We start from the raw sequence: 16950 nt of genomic DNA on the forward strand, positions 1-16950 counted from the left end.
CCGCCTCAGAGGTGGTAAACATCAATGACCTGGCGAACGTAGTCGTTCTTCAGGATCACTTTTTTGGCCTTGATCAGCGGGTTTTCACCGCGTATATCGAGGGTGTAGAAACTGCTGCCGAAATAACTGTCGACGGTCTTGTAGCGAAAGCTCAGGGTGTGCCAGTTGAAGCGCACCTTGCACAGCCCGTCGGCCTGTTCGATCAGCTCGATATTGCTGAGGTTGTGCGAGGTGCGGGTGTCCGGCACGCTGGCGCTGGAACGCTCAGTCTTGATGCGGAAGATGCGGTCTTCCAGGCCTGTGCGGTTGCCGTACCAGATCAGCGAGATTTCCCGCTGTGGGTCTTCAGTCAGCTCGTCGTTGTCGTCCCAGGACGGCATCCAGAATGTAGCGTCCGGCGCGTACAACTCCAGCCAGTCGTCCCATTGTTTGTCGTCGAGGTAGCGTGCTTCGCGGTAGAGAAAGTCGCGCAGGTTGTCATAAGTGAGGATCATTGCACGGCCTCCACTGCAATCAGTCCGGACTGTTCAGCGGCCAACGCCTTGAGCATCGTTTGCTGCCAATACTTGTGTTGCAGCACGAACAGGCCTTCGTCTTCGGTACGCACGCCGCTGAGCAGAGGATGCAGGTCGATCTCTTTGGCCGCGTCATCGGCGCCTTCCACCCAGTGTTCGGCGCCACGGGACATGTCGTTCCAGGCGGTCACGCTGCCCTGGTAACCCGTCTGGCAGGAGCGAAACTCTTCCAGATCGTCCGGGGTCGCCATGCCGCTGACGTTGAAGAAATCCTCGTACTGACGAATCCGGCTCGAACGGGCGTGGTCGCTTTCGCCTTTGGGGGCGATGCAGTAAATGGTGATTTCGGTGCGGTTGACCGAGATCGGCCGGGCGATGCGAATCTGCGAGCTGAACTGGTCCATCAGGTACACGTTCGGGTACAGGCACAGGTTGCGCGAGTTCTCGATCATCCAGTTGGCGCGCGCCTGGCCGAAGTCCCGGGCCAACTCGTCGCGACGCTCGTACAGCGGACGGTCCTCGGGGTTGGACCAACGGGTCCAGAGCAGCATGTGGCCCTTGTCGAAGGAATAGAAACCACCGCCCTGCTTGGCCCAAGTGCCGGCGCTCATGGTCGGATTGCAATCGCCGGCTTCGCGCTGTTTGCGCTGGTTCTGGGTCGCCGCGTAGTTCCAGTGCACCGAGCTGACGTGATAACCGTCGGCACCGTTTTCGGCGGTGAGTTTCCAGTTGCCTTCGTAGATGTAGCTGGAGGAACCGCGCAGCACTTCCAGGCCATCGGCGGACTGATCGACGATCATGTCGATGATCTTCGCCGACTCGCCCAGGTGCTCAACCAGCGGCACCACGTCGGCCTTGAGGCTGCCGAACAGGAAGCCGCGATAGGATTCGAAACGCGCGACTTTGGTCAGGTCGTGGGAGCCTTCGCAATTGAAGCTCGCCGGGTAGCCGGCCGCCGCCGGGTCCTTGACCTTGAGCAGCTTGCCGGAGTTGTTGAAGGTCCAACCGTGGAAGGGGCAAGTGTACGAACTCTTGTTGCCGGTCTTGTGCCGGCAGAGCATCGCTCCACGGTGGCTGCATGCGTTGATAAAGGCGTTCAGTTCACCGTCCTTGTTGCGCGCGATGAAGATCGACTGACGCCCCATGGTGGTGGTGTAGAAATCGTTGTTGTTGGGGATCTGGCTTTCGTGTGCGAGGTACAGCCAGTTGCCTTCAAAGATGTGTTCCATCTCAAGGTCGAACAGCCGCGGATCGGTGAACATCTCGCGCTTGCAGCGATAGATGCCCTGCTCAGGGTCTTCTTCAAGCAGGGAGTGAAGGTATTCAGGTCGCAGGGTCATGGCCGCCGCCTCCATTGTTTTTATTCAGGCAGGGCCATGCTAGGACGAGGGGATGGGGCGCACTATCCGCGGGGTGCAGACCTGTATCCGTTTACTGCAATCCGTTAGTGCTGATGCCTGATCGTTTCCCACGCTCTGTGTGGGAACGATCAAACGGTGGGTGGCGTTTGCGAGGTCAATGGCGGCGTTTGAGGGTGTCCGATGGCAACTCGCCGAACTGTTTGCGGTAGCTGTCGGAGAACCGGCCCAGGTGCAGAAAGCCGTAATCCATGGCCACTTCCGTGACGTTGCGCACGTTGCAGGTCGGGTCGCTCAGGTTGGCGTGGATGCGTTCGAGCTTTTTCTGCCGAATGTAGTTTTTCGGCGTGTCCCCCGCGTTGCGTTCGAATAACCCGTACAGCGAACGCAGGCTCATTCGCGCCTGGCGTGCCAGTTCTTCGCTGTCGATGTCCTGCTTGAGGTTGCACGCGATGTAATCGACCAGCGCCTCGAACGTGGCCGAGGGTGAGCCGGGATCAGTGCGCATGACGTTGGTCTTCATCAGGCCAAGCATCTTGCTGACAACGATTTGCGCATAGTGCTCCTGCACCCGGGGAATCTGTTCGGTGGCCTCGGCTTCCTGGCAAATCATCGCCAGCAGACCGACGAAACCTTCCAGCTCATTGAGCTGATAACGGTTCTCCAGAAACCGTATGCCCTGCCCCGGATACCGCCAGCGCTGCTCTTCGCACACCGACTCCAGCATCCGCGTGGGGACTTTCAGGATGAATTTTTCGCAATCACTCGAATAGGTCAGATCCACCGGATCATCGGGGTTGATCAGCAGTAACTCGCCAGGCGCGAAGTAGTGTTCCTGACCATGCCCACGCCACAGGCAGTTGCCACGCAGCAATACTTGCAAGTGATAGATGCTGTCCAGCGCACCGGACGTGACCCGCACGCTGGCGCCGTAACTGATGCGGCACAGGTCGAGGCTGGCGAATTTGCGATGATCGAGGCTGGCCAGCGGTCGGCCGGCCTTGGGCATCTGGAGGCAATGATTGCCGACATGCTGATTGACGTAGCCCGACACCGCGTAGGGGTCGGCATGGTCGAAGACTCTGCTGCGATGACTCAACAATTGCGCTTGCATCATCGGTTCGCTCTCATTGTTGTTATAGGGTGCGTCGGGCGATTCTAGAGCAGTGCTCGCATCGATGTGTCAGTTGACCGACCTGTGGGAGCGGGCCTGCTCGCGAAAGGGTCATCAGCTTCAACATCAACATTGACTGACACTCCGCTTTCACGAGCAGGCTCGCTCCCACAAAGGTTCGGCGGGTCGAGGGGATCAGTCCTCGAGCGCGCGAACCCGTTCGTGGCGTTGCTGCTCCTCAGGCTGGGCAGACGACTGCAGCGTGAAGTCAAAATCGATTTCGGCAAAACGACCGCTCACGCCATGGGCCGCCGCACGCTGCGGATCATCGCTGAAGGTGATTTTGGCAATCAGCTCATCACGGGTGGCATAGGCGAAATCGTCATGCAGGTACTGATCGCCATCGAGGTTGATCTGGGTGGTCAGGTGACGATGATCCGCTGCCGAAATGAAGAAGTGGATGTGCGCCGGCCGCTGACCATGACGGCCCAGTTGATCGAGCAATTGCTGGGTCGGACCGTCCGGCGGGCAACCGTAGCCCGACGGCACGATGCTGCGAAAACGGTACCGGCCCTCGGCATCGGTGACGATACGACGACGCAGGTTGAATTCCGATTGAGTGGTATCGAAGTACGAATAAGTACCGCCGGTATTGGCGTGCCAGACATCCACCACCGCGCCGGCCAACGGTTCGCCGGCGGTATTCTTGACCTGGCCCTGCATGAACAGCACCACACCCGGATCGACGCCGTCATCCAGCCGCGCTTCGCCTTCCGATAGTGGCGCCCCCGCCACATACAGCGGCCCTTCGATGGTCCGCGGTGTGCCGCCGGCCTTGCCGGCCTGCTCATCTTCGGCATCCATCAGCAGGTCGAGGTAATGCTCCAGACCGAGCCCGGCCACCACCAACCCGGCCTCTTGACGCGCACCCAGCACGTTGAGGTAGTTGACGGCTTTCCAGAACTCTTCCGGGGTTACGGCCAGGTCTTCGATGATGTTCACCGAATCGCGCAGGATCCGGTAAATCAGCGCTTTGACCCGCGGATCGCCGGCTTCATTATGCAGACCGCTGGCGTCTTCGAGAAACTTCTGGGCACTGGCAGTGTGGGAAATCTTGACGTTCATTTTGGTGGGTTCCTCATCTTGTAATTATTAGCGTAGCGAACTGAACAGGCTGGGTTCAGCGGTCATCCTCGCGAATGGAAGAAGGATGCCGGCACAGCGCGTTGACCTCGATGGCCATGTACGGGTACAGCGGCAATTGCATCAGCAAGTCGTGCAGTTCCTGAACGCTGTCGACATCGAACACGCTGTAATTGGCATAGAGCCCGGCGATGCGCCACAGATGACGCCACTTGCCTTGCTCTTGCAGGCGCTGGGCCAGGGCTTTTTCGTCGGCCTTGAGCTGAGCGGCGCGTTCCGGGTTCATGTCGACCGGTAAATTCACAGTCATTTTTACGTGAAACAGCATGATGCCCTCCTCAGGCTTGATGAACGGCAATGGATGTCTTGTCCCTACGGAAAAACGCCAGGCGTTCCTCATCCAGGCTCAGGCCCAGCCCCGGTGTTTGCGGGACGTGCAGTTGGAAATCGCGGTAGACCAACGGCTCACTGAGGATGTCTTCGGTGAGCAGCAGCGGGCCGAACAGCTCGGTGTCCCAGCCCAGTGTGTTCAGCGTGACAAAGGCATGGGCCGAGGCCAGCGTGCCGATACCGCCTTCGAGCATGGTGCCGCCGTAAAGGCCGATACCGGCCGCCTCGGCAATCGCGGCGGTTCGCAACACGGCGCGCGGACCGCCGTTCTTGGCGATTTTCAGGGCGAATACCGAAGCGGCACCCTCGCGGGCCAGGTTGAAGGCATCCTCCACGCATTCGATGGATTCATCGGCCATGATCGGCGCCGGGCTCACGGTATTCAGGCGCACCATGCCGGCGCGGTTATTGCGCGAGATCGGTTGTTCGATCAGGTCGATGCCGTTGCTGCCGAGAATCCGGCAGGCGCGCAACGCGACCGCTTCATCCCAGGCCTGATTGACATCGACCCGCACGCTGGCGCGATCGCCCAGCGCCTTTTTGATCGCAATGACGTGGGCCAGGTCGCGGTTGACCTCCCCTGCGCCGATTTTCAGCTTGAAGATCCGATGCCGACGCAGGTCGAGCATTTTTTCCGCTTCGGCGATGTCCTTGGCGGTGTCGCCGCTGGCCAGGGTCCAGGCCACCGGCAGCGCATCGCGAACGCGGCCGCCCAGCAGTTCGCTGACCGGCAGGCCCAGGCGCTTGCCCTGGGCGTCGAGCAAGGCGCTTTCGATACCCGATTTGGCGAAGGTGTTGCCACGAATGCTGCGCTCCAGGCGCAACATCGCGGCATTCACATTGCCGCTGTCCTGGCCAAGCAGCAATGGCGTGAAGTGTTTATCGATGTTGGTCTTGATGCTGTCCGGGCTTTCGTTGCCATAGGCCAGACCGCCAATGGTGGTCGATTCACCGACCCCTTCAATGCCGTCGGCACAGCGCACACGAATGATCACCAGGGTCTGGTTCTGCATGGTGTGCATCGCCAGCTTGTGCGGGCGAATGGTCGGCAGATCGACGATGATCGTCTCGATCGATTCAATGGCAGTTGCATGCATGTCGATACCCGTCAGGTTCTTAAAGTTCTGGAACGGATTCTCGTACGGCTTTTTCCGGGCGGCCAATATAGAATTGGTCTGGCTCGATACCTTATAGGTATTTAACAGATCAACGTCCGGAGGCCTCATGGAACTGCGTCACCTGCGGTATTTTCAGGTGTTGGCTCAAACCCTCAACTTCACCCGCGCCGCCGAACTGCTGCACATCGCCCAACCGCCGCTGAGCCGGCAGATCCAGCAGCTGGAAGACGAACTCGGGGTGCTTCTGCTGGAGCGCGGCCGACCGCTGAAGCTGACCGACGCCGGACGGTTTTTCCATGAACATTCCACCGCCCTGCTCGAACAGTTGGGCAAGGTTTGCGACAACACACGACGGATTGGTTTGGGTGAAAAGACCTGGCTGGGCATCGGCTTTGCGCCATCGACCCTCTATGGCGTGCTGCCGGAACTGATTCGCCGACTGCGCAGCGGTGAGCCGCTGGCGCTTGAGTTGGGGCTCTCGGAAATGACCACGTTGCAACAGGTGCAGGCGCTCAAGGCCGGGCGCATCGATATCGGCTTCGGGCGAATCCGCATCGACGACCCGGCGATCATCCAGACTGTTTTGACTGAAGACCGGCTGGTCGCCGCCCTCCCCGCCGGCCATCCATTACTGGCCGGGCCGATCAGCCTTCGTGAACTGGCAAAAGAACCCTTCGTGCTCTACCCCGGCAACCCGCGCCCCAGTTACGCCGATCATGTGATCGCGTTATTCGAATCCTATGGCGTACACATCAACGTGGCGCAATGGACCAACGAGCTGCAAACAGCAATCGGTCTGGTGGGGGCGGGAATCGGGGTAACGCTGGTACCAGCCTCAGTACAGTTGCTGCACCGCGACGACATTGGCTTCACCCCGGTGCTGGAAGACAACGCCACCTCGCCGATCATCCTCAGCAGGCGCGTGGGCGATGTATCGCCGGGGTTGAATCATTGTTTGCAGATGATCGATGAACTGCTGCCGCGCGACAGCCCCTAGGCCATTACACCAGCGAAGGCTCGGCGCCCGGCGCGCATTTCCGTGCGAAGTTCGCCGATCAGGTTGGAAATATCGCGGACACTGATCAACTCGTCGGGCGATACACCGGTAATCAAGAGCTCAATCCGCCCGGTGGTGCGATCGAAGACCTTGATCCGCAACGTTTCATCGCGATTCACGGTGCATTCGCAGGACAGCGGTTTGAAACCGGACTCCACAATGCTGCAAAGCTGGGGAACTGGAACCATGGCGAGCGCCCTCGGGACGGTTTTCCGATTGGATCCACTCAGCGTAGATCAACTTCAATAAACCCGCGCCAGCGAACGCTAACAATTAGTGTTAGCTACTTCTCACTTTGAACAGTTAATCGTCCCGACATCCCTCAGTGAGCATCCCCGTCCCACAACCAGTTCCAGATCCCTGGTAGCTCAACCGCCTCAGAACTGTCACGGACAGTACGCGCCATGGCCGCCCGCTGCAGTGCTGCCGTGTCGTCGTAAAACGCTTTCTGCGCCGTGACCAGGCCTGTGGCACTGGCACTGTCGAGGAGAATTTGCAGGTATTCCCGGGTATGCCGGGCGGTGTAACGATTGAGATCATGAAAGGTCACTACTACCGGAATCACCCCGTCCACCGTCGGCAACTCGCCGAGGGCGATGCGCTCGCGGACTTCGGACAGTTGCCGCAGCATATTGGCCCGCCGACGGGGGCTGGCGTTGAAGCCCCAGATCTTGCCGTCATTGGCGCTCAGGTCGGTCAGCAATACGTGCATGCCATGTTGCTGATAGGCGGCGAAGGTGCGCTTGTCGTAGTTCCAGAACGGCGGACGGACCAGGGTCGGCGCAGCGCTAGTGATCGCGGCGATGTCTGCGCCGCCATCAGTGAGCGACTGCTCCAGTTCTTCCGGGTCCAGTGAACGATGGTTGGTGTGCCGGCGCGTGGCGGTGTGGAAGCCCAGCAGGTGACCTTCGGCATGCTCGCGACGCATGATCTGTCGACCCGCTTCACTGCCGCCGGCGCGTGAGTCACGGGTCTGCACGAAGAATACGGCTTTAATGTCGGGCTGCAGCGGATTGCGCGCGAGGCTGTCGAGCACGGTGACGGTCGGGTTGTAAAAACCGGACGCGCTGGGTCCGTCGTCGAAGGTCAGCAGAAAGCGGATCGGCGCTTGTGTGCGCAGACCCTGTTGCGTCTGCGGCGTCATTTCAATGGGCCCGGCGATGCAGCCAAACAAGCCGACTGCGATGGCGAACGCGGAGAGAACCTTGACTAGCTGCTTCATGTTTTGCCTTGGACCAGACCTTGCGGTCATCACGTTTAATGGCAAAAACCCCTCGCCCATTCATCCCTCGACCGGCCTGCAGATCGCTGCAAGCCGAGGTTGGATAAGGGTACACAGTGTTTGGTTCCAGCGCCCGCTCCCGGACTCGCGTTATGCCTTCGATTTTCGGTTATTGCGTCAGCGCCTGCTGGAACGAGCTGTCGATAATCGGTGCCGTCGCCAAGGCGGCCGGCAATGCCTTGACCTTGAACAGGAAGTCCGCAGTGCTTTGCAGATCCGCCGCGGCTTGTTGATCCACCGGGCCAACGGTCATGTGCGCCTGGCGCAACCAATGACGTGACACGTTCTGATCAAGGTTGGCCTTTTTCGCCCAGAGATCGGCGTACTCGTCGGAGTGGGTGTCGACCCAGGCCCGGGCCTTTTTCAGGCGCCCCAGGAAGTCGGCAATGGCTTCGCGCTTGCTGTCGATCGAAGGCGTCGAAGCGGCGATGGCGCTCAGGCCGGGCATCAGGTTTTTGGCGGTGAGAATCGGCCGGGCGCCGGAGAACAGAATCTGCTGGGAAATGTAGGGTTCCCAGACCGGAAACGCATCGATGCTGCCTTGGGGTAACGCGGCGGCGGCGTCAATCGGCATCAGTTTGATGAAGTCGACGTAGTTATCCGGCAAATCGGCTTGTTCCAAGGCGCGCAGGGTCAACTGCTGGCTCCAGGCGCCGGGCCAGTAAGCGACTTTCTTGCCCTTGAGGTCGGCGATGGTTTTGACCGGCGAGTCCTTGGGCACCAGCAAGGCGATGGTGTCCGGGTTCTGCCGCGACACACCGATCAGCTTCACTGGCGCCTGTTTGGCGGCCAGAAACAGAAAACCTGAATCACCGAGAAAACCCAGGTCCAATGCGCCGGTGTTCAGCGCTTCGGCCAGCGGCGCAGCGGCCTGAAAGTGCTTCCAGTCGACGGTATAGGGCGCCCCTTCCAACACACCCGACGCTTCCACCGAGGCGCGAATGTTGTAGTAATTCTGATCGCCGATGTGCAACACCACAGGATCGGCAGCGTAGGTCAAAGGCGCGGCAAACAGGGCGCTGGTCAACAGACCGCGCAGGTATCGGGACAGGTTCATCCGGGGCTCCTGGAGGGTTATTTTTATAGACCATAACGCTCTTACAGGTGCAATTTTAAATTCTATTTATGCATAAGCTCATGACCGGGAACAGTGAGTGCTTACCCAGCAACAGTGGCTCAACAAACTGCATTTCCCGGTACATCCCGATGAGCGCGGCGGGGGGATTGCCTCCTCTTCCCTGTGGGAGCGGGCTTGCTCGCGAAAGCGGTGTGACAGTCAAAATCAATGCTGAATGACACACCGTATTCGCGAGCAAGCCCGCTCCCACAGGTGATTGCATTTCAGGCATCGGAAATTAAAAAGCCCGCTATCTATGGCGGGGCTTTGGCATGTGCAGATCTGTCAGGGCTTCAACGGGCGCTCCTGGTCGCGGTCCGACAGTTCTTTACCGTCGTCAGGATGCTTCCAGTCCGGCCTCGAACGTCTCTGGCGCTCGAGTTCCTCCTCCGTCGGTTCATCGGTGTCCTCATCCGGGTCCGGACGCGTTGGTTCAGTGGCCATGTCCACCTCCCTTCCTCAAAAGATCAGTCATCTTTTTTAAGCGTAGAACAGTTTCGGATAAGACGACTCAGAGCCACCATCGCAGCAAAAAGAAGAACCCCATGCTCAACAACATGCTGAGCAAGGTGTTGCGGGTGTAAAGCACCAGACCCACGGCCACCAGCGAACTGATCAGATAGGGGTTGTCCCACTGCAGGTTCAGCTGCTTGTCGGGCATGAACACGATCGGTCCGCAGATTGCTGTAAGCATGCCCGGGACCGCGAAACCGAGGAATTGCCGGGCATTGCTGCTCAAGCGCACCGGCAGTCGAGGCTCAAGAAATACGTAGCGGTTCAGGAACACCAGCAGGCCCATCCCGATAATTACAGCCCAGACCATCATGTGCGCCCCACATAGAGTTTGTTGCAGATAAAGCCTGCGGTCATGCCCGCCAACCCCGACAGCACCAAGGCCGAGCCCCATTGCCAATAGCTGAACAGCACCGAACAGAACAGTGAGACCGCCACGCAGACCACCGTCGGAACGTTGCGCACCACGGGTGTGATCAAGGCGATAAAGGTCGCCGCGATAGAGAAGTCCAGCCCCAGGTGTTCAAGACCCGGAATGCTGCTGCCCAGCACAATGCCCGCCAGAGTGAAGAGGTTCCAGGCGATGTAAAACGTCAGGCCCACGCCCAAGGCATACCAGCGATTGAACTGCTGTTTGTCATGCTGACTGGTCAGGGCGAATAACTCGTCGGTGAGCAAAAAGCCCAGCCCCACACGCCAGCGGCCCGGCAACGGGGAAATCACCGAACGCATGCTCATCCCGTAAAGCAAATGCTGGGAAGTCAGCAACAACGTGGTCAGCAGAATCGAAAAGACCCCGGCGCCGCCCTTGAGCATGCCGATGGCGACCAATTGAGCCGCGCCGGCAAACACGATGCTCGACAGCCCCTGGCCTTGCAGCGGTGTGAGATTGGCCTCGATGGCCATGGAACCGGCCAGCAGCCCCCAAGGCGCGGTCGCCAGGGACAACGGCATGATGGCCGCGGCACCGCGAAGGAATGCACTGCGCGGCATGAGTGAGTTGGACATAACGCTCTACAACCAGGGAAAGACCCCAGACTGTGCCAGCAGTCGTGGCGGATGGCTTGAACAATCTTGCGCACTTGCACGCGACCGGTGCTGATTTTCGAGATTGACAAACATCGCGCCGACTTTTAAAACTGAGCACCTCATTCAGGGTGTAAGCAACCATGTCCGCAACCTTCAACCTCAACACTGTCGTCATTGGCTTGAATGCCAAGGCGCAAGGTTGCGTTGCGCACGCCCTTAAATCCAAGAAACAGTCGCTCATGTGACCGGGGCGCGCTGTCCCGTCAGATGAGCTGACAGGACATTGAGCGCGGCGGAAACTCCCTCCTTCTTGCTGACTTCCTTCTACGCTTCTGACGGTGACGAAATCGGTCAACCTTCAGGAGAAAGTGCATGTCATCGTTTCAAGGTATCTGGGTTCCCATCGTTACGCCGTTTCACCATGGCGCGATCGACTTCGACGGGTTGCGGCGGCTGGTCAGTCACCTGCTGGAAAAAGGCGTCGATGGCATTGTGGTCTGCGGCACCACCGGGGAAGCCGCGGCGCTGGGCAAACATGAGCAGCTGGCGGTGCTCGATGCGGTGCTGGAACTGGTTCCGCCAGAACGTGTGGTCATGGGCCTGGCCGGCAACAACCTTGCCGAATTGCTGACATTTCAAAGCGAAATCCTGAACCGTTCTCTGGCGGGTTTGCTGGTTCCGCCGCCGTACTACATCCGCCCGTCCCAGGCCGGCCTTGAAGCCTTTTTCAAGACCGTCGCCGATGCGTCCAGCATCCCGGTCATTCTCTACGACATTCCCTATCGCACCGGCATAGCCTTCGAGCAGGCAACCTTGCTCCGGATCGTCGCCCATGAGCGGATCGTCGCGATCAAGGACTGCGGCGGCAATCCCGCCACCACTCTTGCGCTGCTCGCCAGCGGCAAAGTCGACGTGCTGTGCGGTGAAGACAACCAAATCTTCGGCGCTTTGTGTCTGGGAGCCAAAGGCGCGATTGCCGCCTCGGCCCATGTTCATCCCGAGCTGTTCGTGACGCTGTATCAACAAATCCGCGACAACCAGTTAGCGGCCGGCCGAACGACCTTCTTCCAGTTGCTGCCAATGATTCATAGCCTGTTCATCGAGCCCAATCCTGCCCCGGTGAAAACCGCCCTGGCCCTTGAGGGGTTGATCCACGACGAGCTGCGCGCGCCGATGCAATGCAGCAGCGAAGCCACGGCGGTGCGCTTGAAAGAAGTATTGGCAGTGCTTGAAAACAGCAATCGATAGAGCACACGCACCCAGCCCGAGTACCATGGAGCGATTCACATAACGCCTCAGGGAATCGACATGCTTTACCGAATCGCCGCCGACGGGCTGGTGCTGTCTCACTTGCTGTTCATTCTGTTCGTGCTGTTCGGCGGGCTGCTGGTGCTCAAATGGCACCACCTGGCCTGGTGGCACCTGCCCGCCGCCGCGTGGGGCGTGATCGTGGAAGTTTTCCACCTGACGTGCCCACTGACCGATTGGGAAAACCTCATGCGCCATGCGGCCGGCCAAACCGGCTACGGCGGCGGTTTTATCGAACATTACGTGTGGCCGATTATTTATCCGGCCGGGCTGACACCCACGATTCAGCTGGGGCTGGGCAGCGTGGTGCTGGCGATCAACGTGCTGATCTACCTGCGGCTGATCCGCTTATGGAGATTGCGGCACCCGACTCGTTCAGGGCAGTAACCGGTCTGGCTGAGTTCAGTTGGCAATGACGCTCATGTTCCGGCCACTAGCCTTGGCCACATACAGCGCCTTGTCTGCTGCGCCGATCAAGTCTTCGGGCTGGCTCTGCGCCGTCTGGTTGTAGGCACAAACCCCAATACTGACCGTGACCAGGCCTTCGGGGCTGCCGCTATGCTTGATGTCCGTTTGCTGAACCGCGCGACGGATCTTTTCCGCCACCAGAAACGCCCCCACATAATCGGTGCCGGGCAGCACCACCGTAAACTCCTCGCCACCGAAGCGGGCAGCAAGATCGCCGGGGCGCTGGATGTTGTCGGTGATGATGGTGCTGATCTTGCGCAAACACTCATCGCCCGCCAGATGCCCATAGTGATCATTGAAACTCTTGAAGTGATCGACATCGATCATCAACAACGCAAGGCTGGTGTGGGTACGTCTGGCGCGGCCCATTTCCGCCAGGATGAACAAATCGAATTGCCGCCGGTTGGAGAGCCCGGTCAGTGCATCCTCCAGAGCCAGCAATTTAAGGCTGTGGTTGACCTCAATGAGTTTTTCCTGAGCCTCCAGCAATTCGTTCTGAATATGATTCTGCTGCTTCATGATGCGGATCAGGCGATAGCCGAGAACGCCCAGAAACCCCAGCAGTAATGACACGATGCCCGCACTGAGTATCGACTCCTGCCGCCAACTGGCCAGGACTTCTTCCTTTTCGAGCGCGACAAATACCACAAGCGGATAACCTTCTACCCGTCGAAATCCCACCACCCGCTCCACCCCATCCACGTAGGATTTGACGATCGCCGTACCCGAGTCGCCCTTGGGCAACAATTGGGTAAACAGCGGCCCCTGCGCCACGCTGGTACCGATTTCGGCTTCGTTGAACGGGCGGCGAACGACGATGCGGGCGTCGTCGGTGATCAGATTGACCACCCCGTTACTGCCCATGTCGATGCTGTTGTACAGGTCCAGAAAATGGTTGAGATAGATCGAAGCCGCCACCACACCGGCAAACCGCCCATCGGCGTGATTGATCCTTCGTGACACGGTCATGACCCACTCACCGGTCGAACGACTTCTTATCGATGGACCGATATGAGGGCCGCGCTCGGGGTGATCACGGTGGTAGATGAAATATTCACGATCGGAGTTATTGGTATTGGCCCGCACAGCGTTATTGGAGTCGGCGAGCCAGCGTCCTTCTTCGTCGAAAACGAACAGCCCATGGATCTGCGCCAGTTCACCGCGCTGGGCCTGGAGCAAACGTTGCAGTCTGGGAATTTTCGCCGGTTCCATGCCGTCGTTTTCGAGACGGTCCACCACGGCAAACAGCAGCGTGTCGGCCTGCTTGATCGAGGCCTGCGCCTGCGAGGCCAGGGTTTGCGCCAGGTTGGACATCGCCACTTCACTGTCGCGCAAATGATACTGACGCGCGTTCCAGCCTTCCCCGATCGCAATGGCCGTCATGGACAGGCACACCGCAACGAGCAGGAAGACTGCGTATCGAACCTTGAGTTTCGACTCAACCTGCCCAGGCACCCAAGGCGTGGCGAGCCGGGTGCCTTCAATACGATCTTTGACGGACGGATGCCCCATGACGCTCCCTTAATCCCTTATGACATGGCGAATTTTCCCGTTCGCCCTTTTAGCGCCAGCCGGCCGTGGCTGGCGCTCGGACCACTATGACTCATCAACGAATACGATAGGTGATTTGCACGAAAATGCTCATCGTCAACGATCGTAAGGCTACATCCGCGTCTGCTTCACCGCCTCAAGCCAGGCCGGATTCAATTGCGTCTGTTCGGTCTCGATGCCCAGCGCTTCCATCCGCGCCTTGTGCTGATCCATCTCACGGGCCAGCTGGCTATGGTCGCTGGAATTGCCGTCCAACTGGTGCATCTGGCTCAGTCCCAGATGATAAAAACGCAGCAGCTTCATGGCGCTAGGATCGCCCTTCTCCACTGCCGCCGTCACCTGGTGCATGACGTTGGTGATGCTCATCAGGCTGCGTTTGAGCTGCCAACCGTAGACCGCTGGCGCCATCCATTCCTGGGTCCAGAACTTGCCGCGCATCAGCGCCGCCATCAGCAACAATGCAGCAAACACGCCGCCCACGTTAAAACGCAGATTGTCGCCGCCGGGCTCACCGAACAGCGCCACCGCCGCCGTGGACAGCACCATCGCCAGCGCCAGGAATATCAGGGCGATGATCACCGTGCTGCGTCGCGTCTGGCGTCGATAGGTTTCGGCATTCATTGGCTGGATTTCGAACATCGCGACGGGGTTCCTTGCATCAATGGGAAAGGCTCTGTGGCAAAAAGACTGCGGGGCATTATCGCCTCCCCGAAGGATTTAGCTATGCTGGGGCTCCTTTTCATCTTTCCATCGTCAAACGGGGAACATGGCGATACAGCGCAGTTCGTGCCATCTTCTCCATGGATACACACTATTCGGATGCCATGCGCCTGCCGGCGGGTGACATCGTTTTAAGGATCATTGAATGACCCAACGACATGTAATCAACGCCTCGGTCAGCCCTAAAGGCAGCCTGGAAACACTGTCCCAACGTGAAGTACAGCAACTGAGCGAAGCCGGAACCGGCCTCACCTACACCCTTTTCCGCCAGTGCGCCCTGGCCATCCTCAATACCGGCGCCCACGTCGATAACGCCAAGACCATCCTGGAAGCCTACAAAGACTTCGAAATCCGCATTCACCAGCAAGACCGTGGCGTACGCCTGGAACTGCTGAACGCCCCGGCCGACGCTTTCGTCGATGGCGAAATGATCGCCAGCACCCGGGAAATGCTCTTCAGCGCCCTGCGCGACATCGTCTACACCGAAAACGAACTCGACGCCTTGAGCATCGACCTGAGCACCTCCCAGGGCATCAGCGACTACGTCTTCCACTTGCTGCGCAACGCCCGCACCCTGCGCCCCGGCGTCGAACCGAAAATCGTGGTGTGCTGGGGCGGCCACTCGATCAACACCGAAGAATACAAATACACCAAGAAAGTCGGCCACGAACTCGGCCTGCGCAGCCTGGACATCTGCACCGGTTGCGGCCCAGGCGTGATGAAAGGCCCGATGAAGGGTGCGACCATCGCCCACGCCAAACAGCGCATCCACGGTGGCCGCTACCTCGGCTTGACCGAACCCGGGATCATCGCCGCCGAAGCACCGAACCCGATCGTCAACGAACTGGTGATCCTGCCGGACATCGAGAAACGCCTGGAAGCGTTCGTCCGCGTCGGCCACGGCATCATCATTTTCCCGGGCGGCGCGGGCACGGCCGAAGAATTCCTGTACCTGCTCGGCATCCTGATGCACCCGGACAACGAAAGCCTGCCCTTCCCCGTGGTCCTCACCGGGCCGAAAAGCGCCGCACCGTACCTGGAGCAGTTGCACGCCTTCGTCGGTGCCACCCTCGGCGAAGCCGCGCAGCAGCACTACGAGATCATCATCGACGACCCGGTTGAAGTGGCGCGACAGATGACTCAGGGCCTCAAAGAGGTCAAACAATTCCGTCGCGAACGCAACGACGCGTTCCATTTCAACTGGCTGCTGAAAATCGACGAAGGCTTCCAGCGCCCGTTCGACCCGACCCACGCCAACATGGCCAACCTGCAATTGAGCCGCAATCTGCCATCCCACGAACTGGCCGCCAACCTGCGCCGCGCGTTCTCCGGCATCGTCGCCGGCAACGTCAAGGACAAGGGCATCCGCCTGATCGAAGAACACGGGCCATACCAGATCCGTGGCGATGCCGCCGTCATGCAGCCGCTGGACAAACTGCTCAAAGCCTTCGTCGCCCAGCACCGGATGAAACTGCCGGGTGGCGCGGAGTATGTGCCGTGTTATCGAGTGGTGGCGTAACAATATTGATGTGAGCTTTAACATCCCCCCTGTGGGAGCGGGCTTGCTCGCGAAGGCGGCGTAACAGTCGACATCTCTGTTGAATGTTAAGCAGCTTTCGCGAGCAAGCCCGCTCCTACACTTTGACAAGAAGCCCCGCGTGAAGCGGGGTTTCTTGTTTTTGGGGACTGTGTCAGTGGAGCCCATTGTGGCGAGGGAGCTTGCTCCCGCTGGGTTGCGAAGCGACCCCAAATTCTGCAACCGCATTTTTTCTGGCACACCGCATATGCCGTTTTGCGACTGCTGCGCAGCCGAGCGGGAGCAAGCTCCCTCGCCACAGATGCCCAGTCACTTCAGATCCAGTGTCAGGCAGGTGGATCGAGGTTATCCAGCACCCGGTTGACGGCCAACTCACCAAGCATGACCACCGATTGAATCCCCAACATCATGTTGCGATGTGGCATGTCCATCAATCCGGCGAACTCACTGAGCATCATGCTCGCTGACGCCAGGGATTCGCAGGCGTTGACCAGTAGGGTCTCGTTATCGACCTCGGCGCCGACATGGTAAATGGTGCTGGGTTTGCGCTTGTTGTCTTTGGGGATGGGCGGCTTGAGGTAATGGTCGAGGGCGCGGTCGGCGGCTTCGTTGAGCTTTTTGGAATCGAGGGATTCGTAGGGGGATGTTGGATCGGTTTCCGGCGGGTTAGGTGTTGGTTTGAACATAGATGAAACTCCAAATCAGAAAAGAGGAGCCATCACTCTCGCTA

19 protein-coding genes are annotated in these 16950 nt (G+C 59.2%); 4 read left to right on the top strand and 15 right to left on the bottom strand.

All coding sequences use genetic code 11. From position 1 onward, the window contains the following. Positions 1-5: 5 nt before the first annotated feature. The 6 genes from benB to AB7M29_RS22910 all read right to left on the bottom strand — a co-directional run bounded on the left by benB (position 6) and on the right by AB7M29_RS22910 (position 5617). Positions 6-494, bottom strand: coding sequence for a benzoate 1,2-dioxygenase small subunit (gene benB, locus AB7M29_RS22885; RefSeq protein WP_217858517.1), 489 nt, complete (start codon positions 492-494; stop codon positions 6-8). Then, the gene (gene benA / locus AB7M29_RS22890) at positions 491-1855 is read right to left on the bottom strand and encodes a benzoate 1,2-dioxygenase large subunit (protein ID WP_050683358.1); all 1365 of its coding nucleotides are present in this window, start codon (positions 1853-1855) and stop codon (positions 491-493) included. The genes benB and benA overlap by 4 nt, the downstream gene beginning before the upstream one ends. A gap of 175 nt (positions 1856-2030) precedes the next feature. After that, complete coding sequence (locus tag AB7M29_RS22895; RefSeq protein ID WP_302470707.1) at positions 2031-2990, bottom strand: AraC family transcriptional regulator; 960 nt, start codon at positions 2988-2990, stop codon at positions 2031-2033. A 192-nt stretch (positions 2991-3182) separates the two neighbouring features. After that, positions 3183-4112, bottom strand: a complete 930-nt coding sequence (gene catA, locus AB7M29_RS22900) for a catechol 1,2-dioxygenase (RefSeq protein ID WP_454248047.1) — start codon at positions 4110-4112, stop codon at positions 3183-3185. A gap of 55 nt (positions 4113-4167) precedes the next feature. Next, positions 4168-4458: a muconolactone Delta-isomerase gene (catC, locus tag AB7M29_RS22905; RefSeq protein WP_007936026.1), complete on the bottom strand. Its 291-nt coding sequence runs from the start codon at positions 4456-4458 to the stop codon at positions 4168-4170. 10 nt (positions 4459-4468) lie between these two features. Next, on the bottom strand, positions 4469-5617 hold the full coding sequence (locus AB7M29_RS22910) for a muconate cycloisomerase family protein (RefSeq protein WP_454248048.1): 1149 nt from the start codon (positions 5615-5617) through the stop codon (positions 4469-4471). A 127-nt stretch (positions 5618-5744) separates the two neighbouring features. On the opposite strand from AB7M29_RS22910, the gene AB7M29_RS22915 reads away from it, so the two are divergent. Beyond that, entirely contained in the window at positions 5745-6635 is an 891-nt protein-coding gene (locus AB7M29_RS22915; protein ID WP_217858513.1) for a LysR family transcriptional regulator, read from the top strand. Here AB7M29_RS22915 and AB7M29_RS22920 read toward each other — a convergent pair. The 6 genes from AB7M29_RS22920 to AB7M29_RS22945 form a co-directional block, all read right to left on the bottom strand. Next, on the bottom strand, positions 6632-6883 hold the full coding sequence (locus AB7M29_RS22920) for a DUF1652 domain-containing protein (protein WP_454248049.1): 252 nt from the start codon (positions 6881-6883) through the stop codon (positions 6632-6634). The genes AB7M29_RS22915 and AB7M29_RS22920 overlap by 4 nt on opposite strands. 134 nt (positions 6884-7017) lie before the next feature. After that, positions 7018-7917, bottom strand: a complete 900-nt coding sequence (locus tag AB7M29_RS22925) for a polysaccharide deacetylase family protein (protein ID WP_454248050.1) — start codon at positions 7915-7917, stop codon at positions 7018-7020. 169 nt (positions 7918-8086) lie between these two features. Further along, the gene (locus tag AB7M29_RS22930) at positions 8087-9034 is read right to left on the bottom strand and encodes an ABC transporter substrate-binding protein (RefSeq protein WP_454248051.1); all 948 of its coding nucleotides are present in this window, start codon (positions 9032-9034) and stop codon (positions 8087-8089) included. A 345-nt stretch (positions 9035-9379) separates the two neighbouring features. Next, positions 9380-9538 carry a hypothetical protein gene (locus AB7M29_RS22935; protein ID WP_217858510.1) on the bottom strand — a complete coding sequence of 53 codons (159 nt, stop codon included), beginning with the start codon at positions 9536-9538 and terminating at the stop codon, positions 9380-9382. Between the two features lie 67 nt (positions 9539-9605). Next, the gene (locus tag AB7M29_RS22940; protein WP_162830927.1) at positions 9606-9917 is read right to left on the bottom strand and encodes an AzlD domain-containing protein; all 312 of its coding nucleotides are present in this window, start codon (positions 9915-9917) and stop codon (positions 9606-9608) included. Then, positions 9917-10615, bottom strand: a complete 699-nt coding sequence (locus AB7M29_RS22945; RefSeq protein WP_032830637.1) for an AzlC family ABC transporter permease — start codon at positions 10613-10615, stop codon at positions 9917-9919. The genes AB7M29_RS22940 and AB7M29_RS22945 overlap by 1 nt, the downstream gene beginning before the upstream one ends. Positions 10616-11008: 393 nt before the next feature. Between AB7M29_RS22945 and dapA the strand changes: the two genes are divergently transcribed. Both dapA and AB7M29_RS22955 read left to right on the top strand, forming a co-directional pair. Further along, the gene (gene dapA, locus AB7M29_RS22950) at positions 11009-11884 is read left to right on the top strand and encodes a 4-hydroxy-tetrahydrodipicolinate synthase (RefSeq protein ID WP_217858509.1); all 876 of its coding nucleotides are present in this window, start codon (positions 11009-11011) and stop codon (positions 11882-11884) included. 60 nt (positions 11885-11944) lie between these two features. Continuing rightward, complete coding sequence (locus AB7M29_RS22955; RefSeq protein WP_123360792.1) at positions 11945-12331, top strand: DUF2784 domain-containing protein; 387 nt, start codon at positions 11945-11947, stop codon at positions 12329-12331. Between the two features lie 15 nt (positions 12332-12346). Here the strand turns inward: AB7M29_RS22955 and AB7M29_RS22960 are convergent, their stop codons facing one another. Both AB7M29_RS22960 and AB7M29_RS22965 read right to left on the bottom strand, forming a co-directional pair. Beyond that, positions 12347-13924, bottom strand: coding sequence for a sensor domain-containing diguanylate cyclase (locus AB7M29_RS22960; protein ID WP_217858508.1), 1578 nt, complete (start codon positions 13922-13924; stop codon positions 12347-12349). Positions 13925-14074: 150 nt separating this feature from the next. Beyond that, positions 14075-14602, bottom strand: coding sequence for a DUF3087 domain-containing protein (locus tag AB7M29_RS22965; protein ID WP_217858507.1), 528 nt, complete (start codon positions 14600-14602; stop codon positions 14075-14077). 226 nt (positions 14603-14828) lie between these two features. On the opposite strand from AB7M29_RS22965, the gene ppnN reads away from it, so the two are divergent. Further along, positions 14829-16202 carry a nucleotide 5'-monophosphate nucleosidase PpnN gene (gene ppnN / locus AB7M29_RS22970; RefSeq protein ID WP_052966886.1) on the top strand — a complete coding sequence of 458 codons (1374 nt, stop codon included), beginning with the start codon at positions 14829-14831 and terminating at the stop codon, positions 16200-16202. Between the two features lie 344 nt (positions 16203-16546). Here the strand turns inward: ppnN and AB7M29_RS22975 are convergent, their stop codons facing one another. Then, positions 16547-16906: a DUF6124 family protein gene (locus tag AB7M29_RS22975; RefSeq protein ID WP_217858506.1), complete on the bottom strand. Its 360-nt coding sequence runs from the start codon at positions 16904-16906 to the stop codon at positions 16547-16549. Positions 16907-16950: the final 44 nt, after the last annotated feature.

This window comes from Pseudomonas sp. F-14 TE3623, from assembly GCF_053629015.1.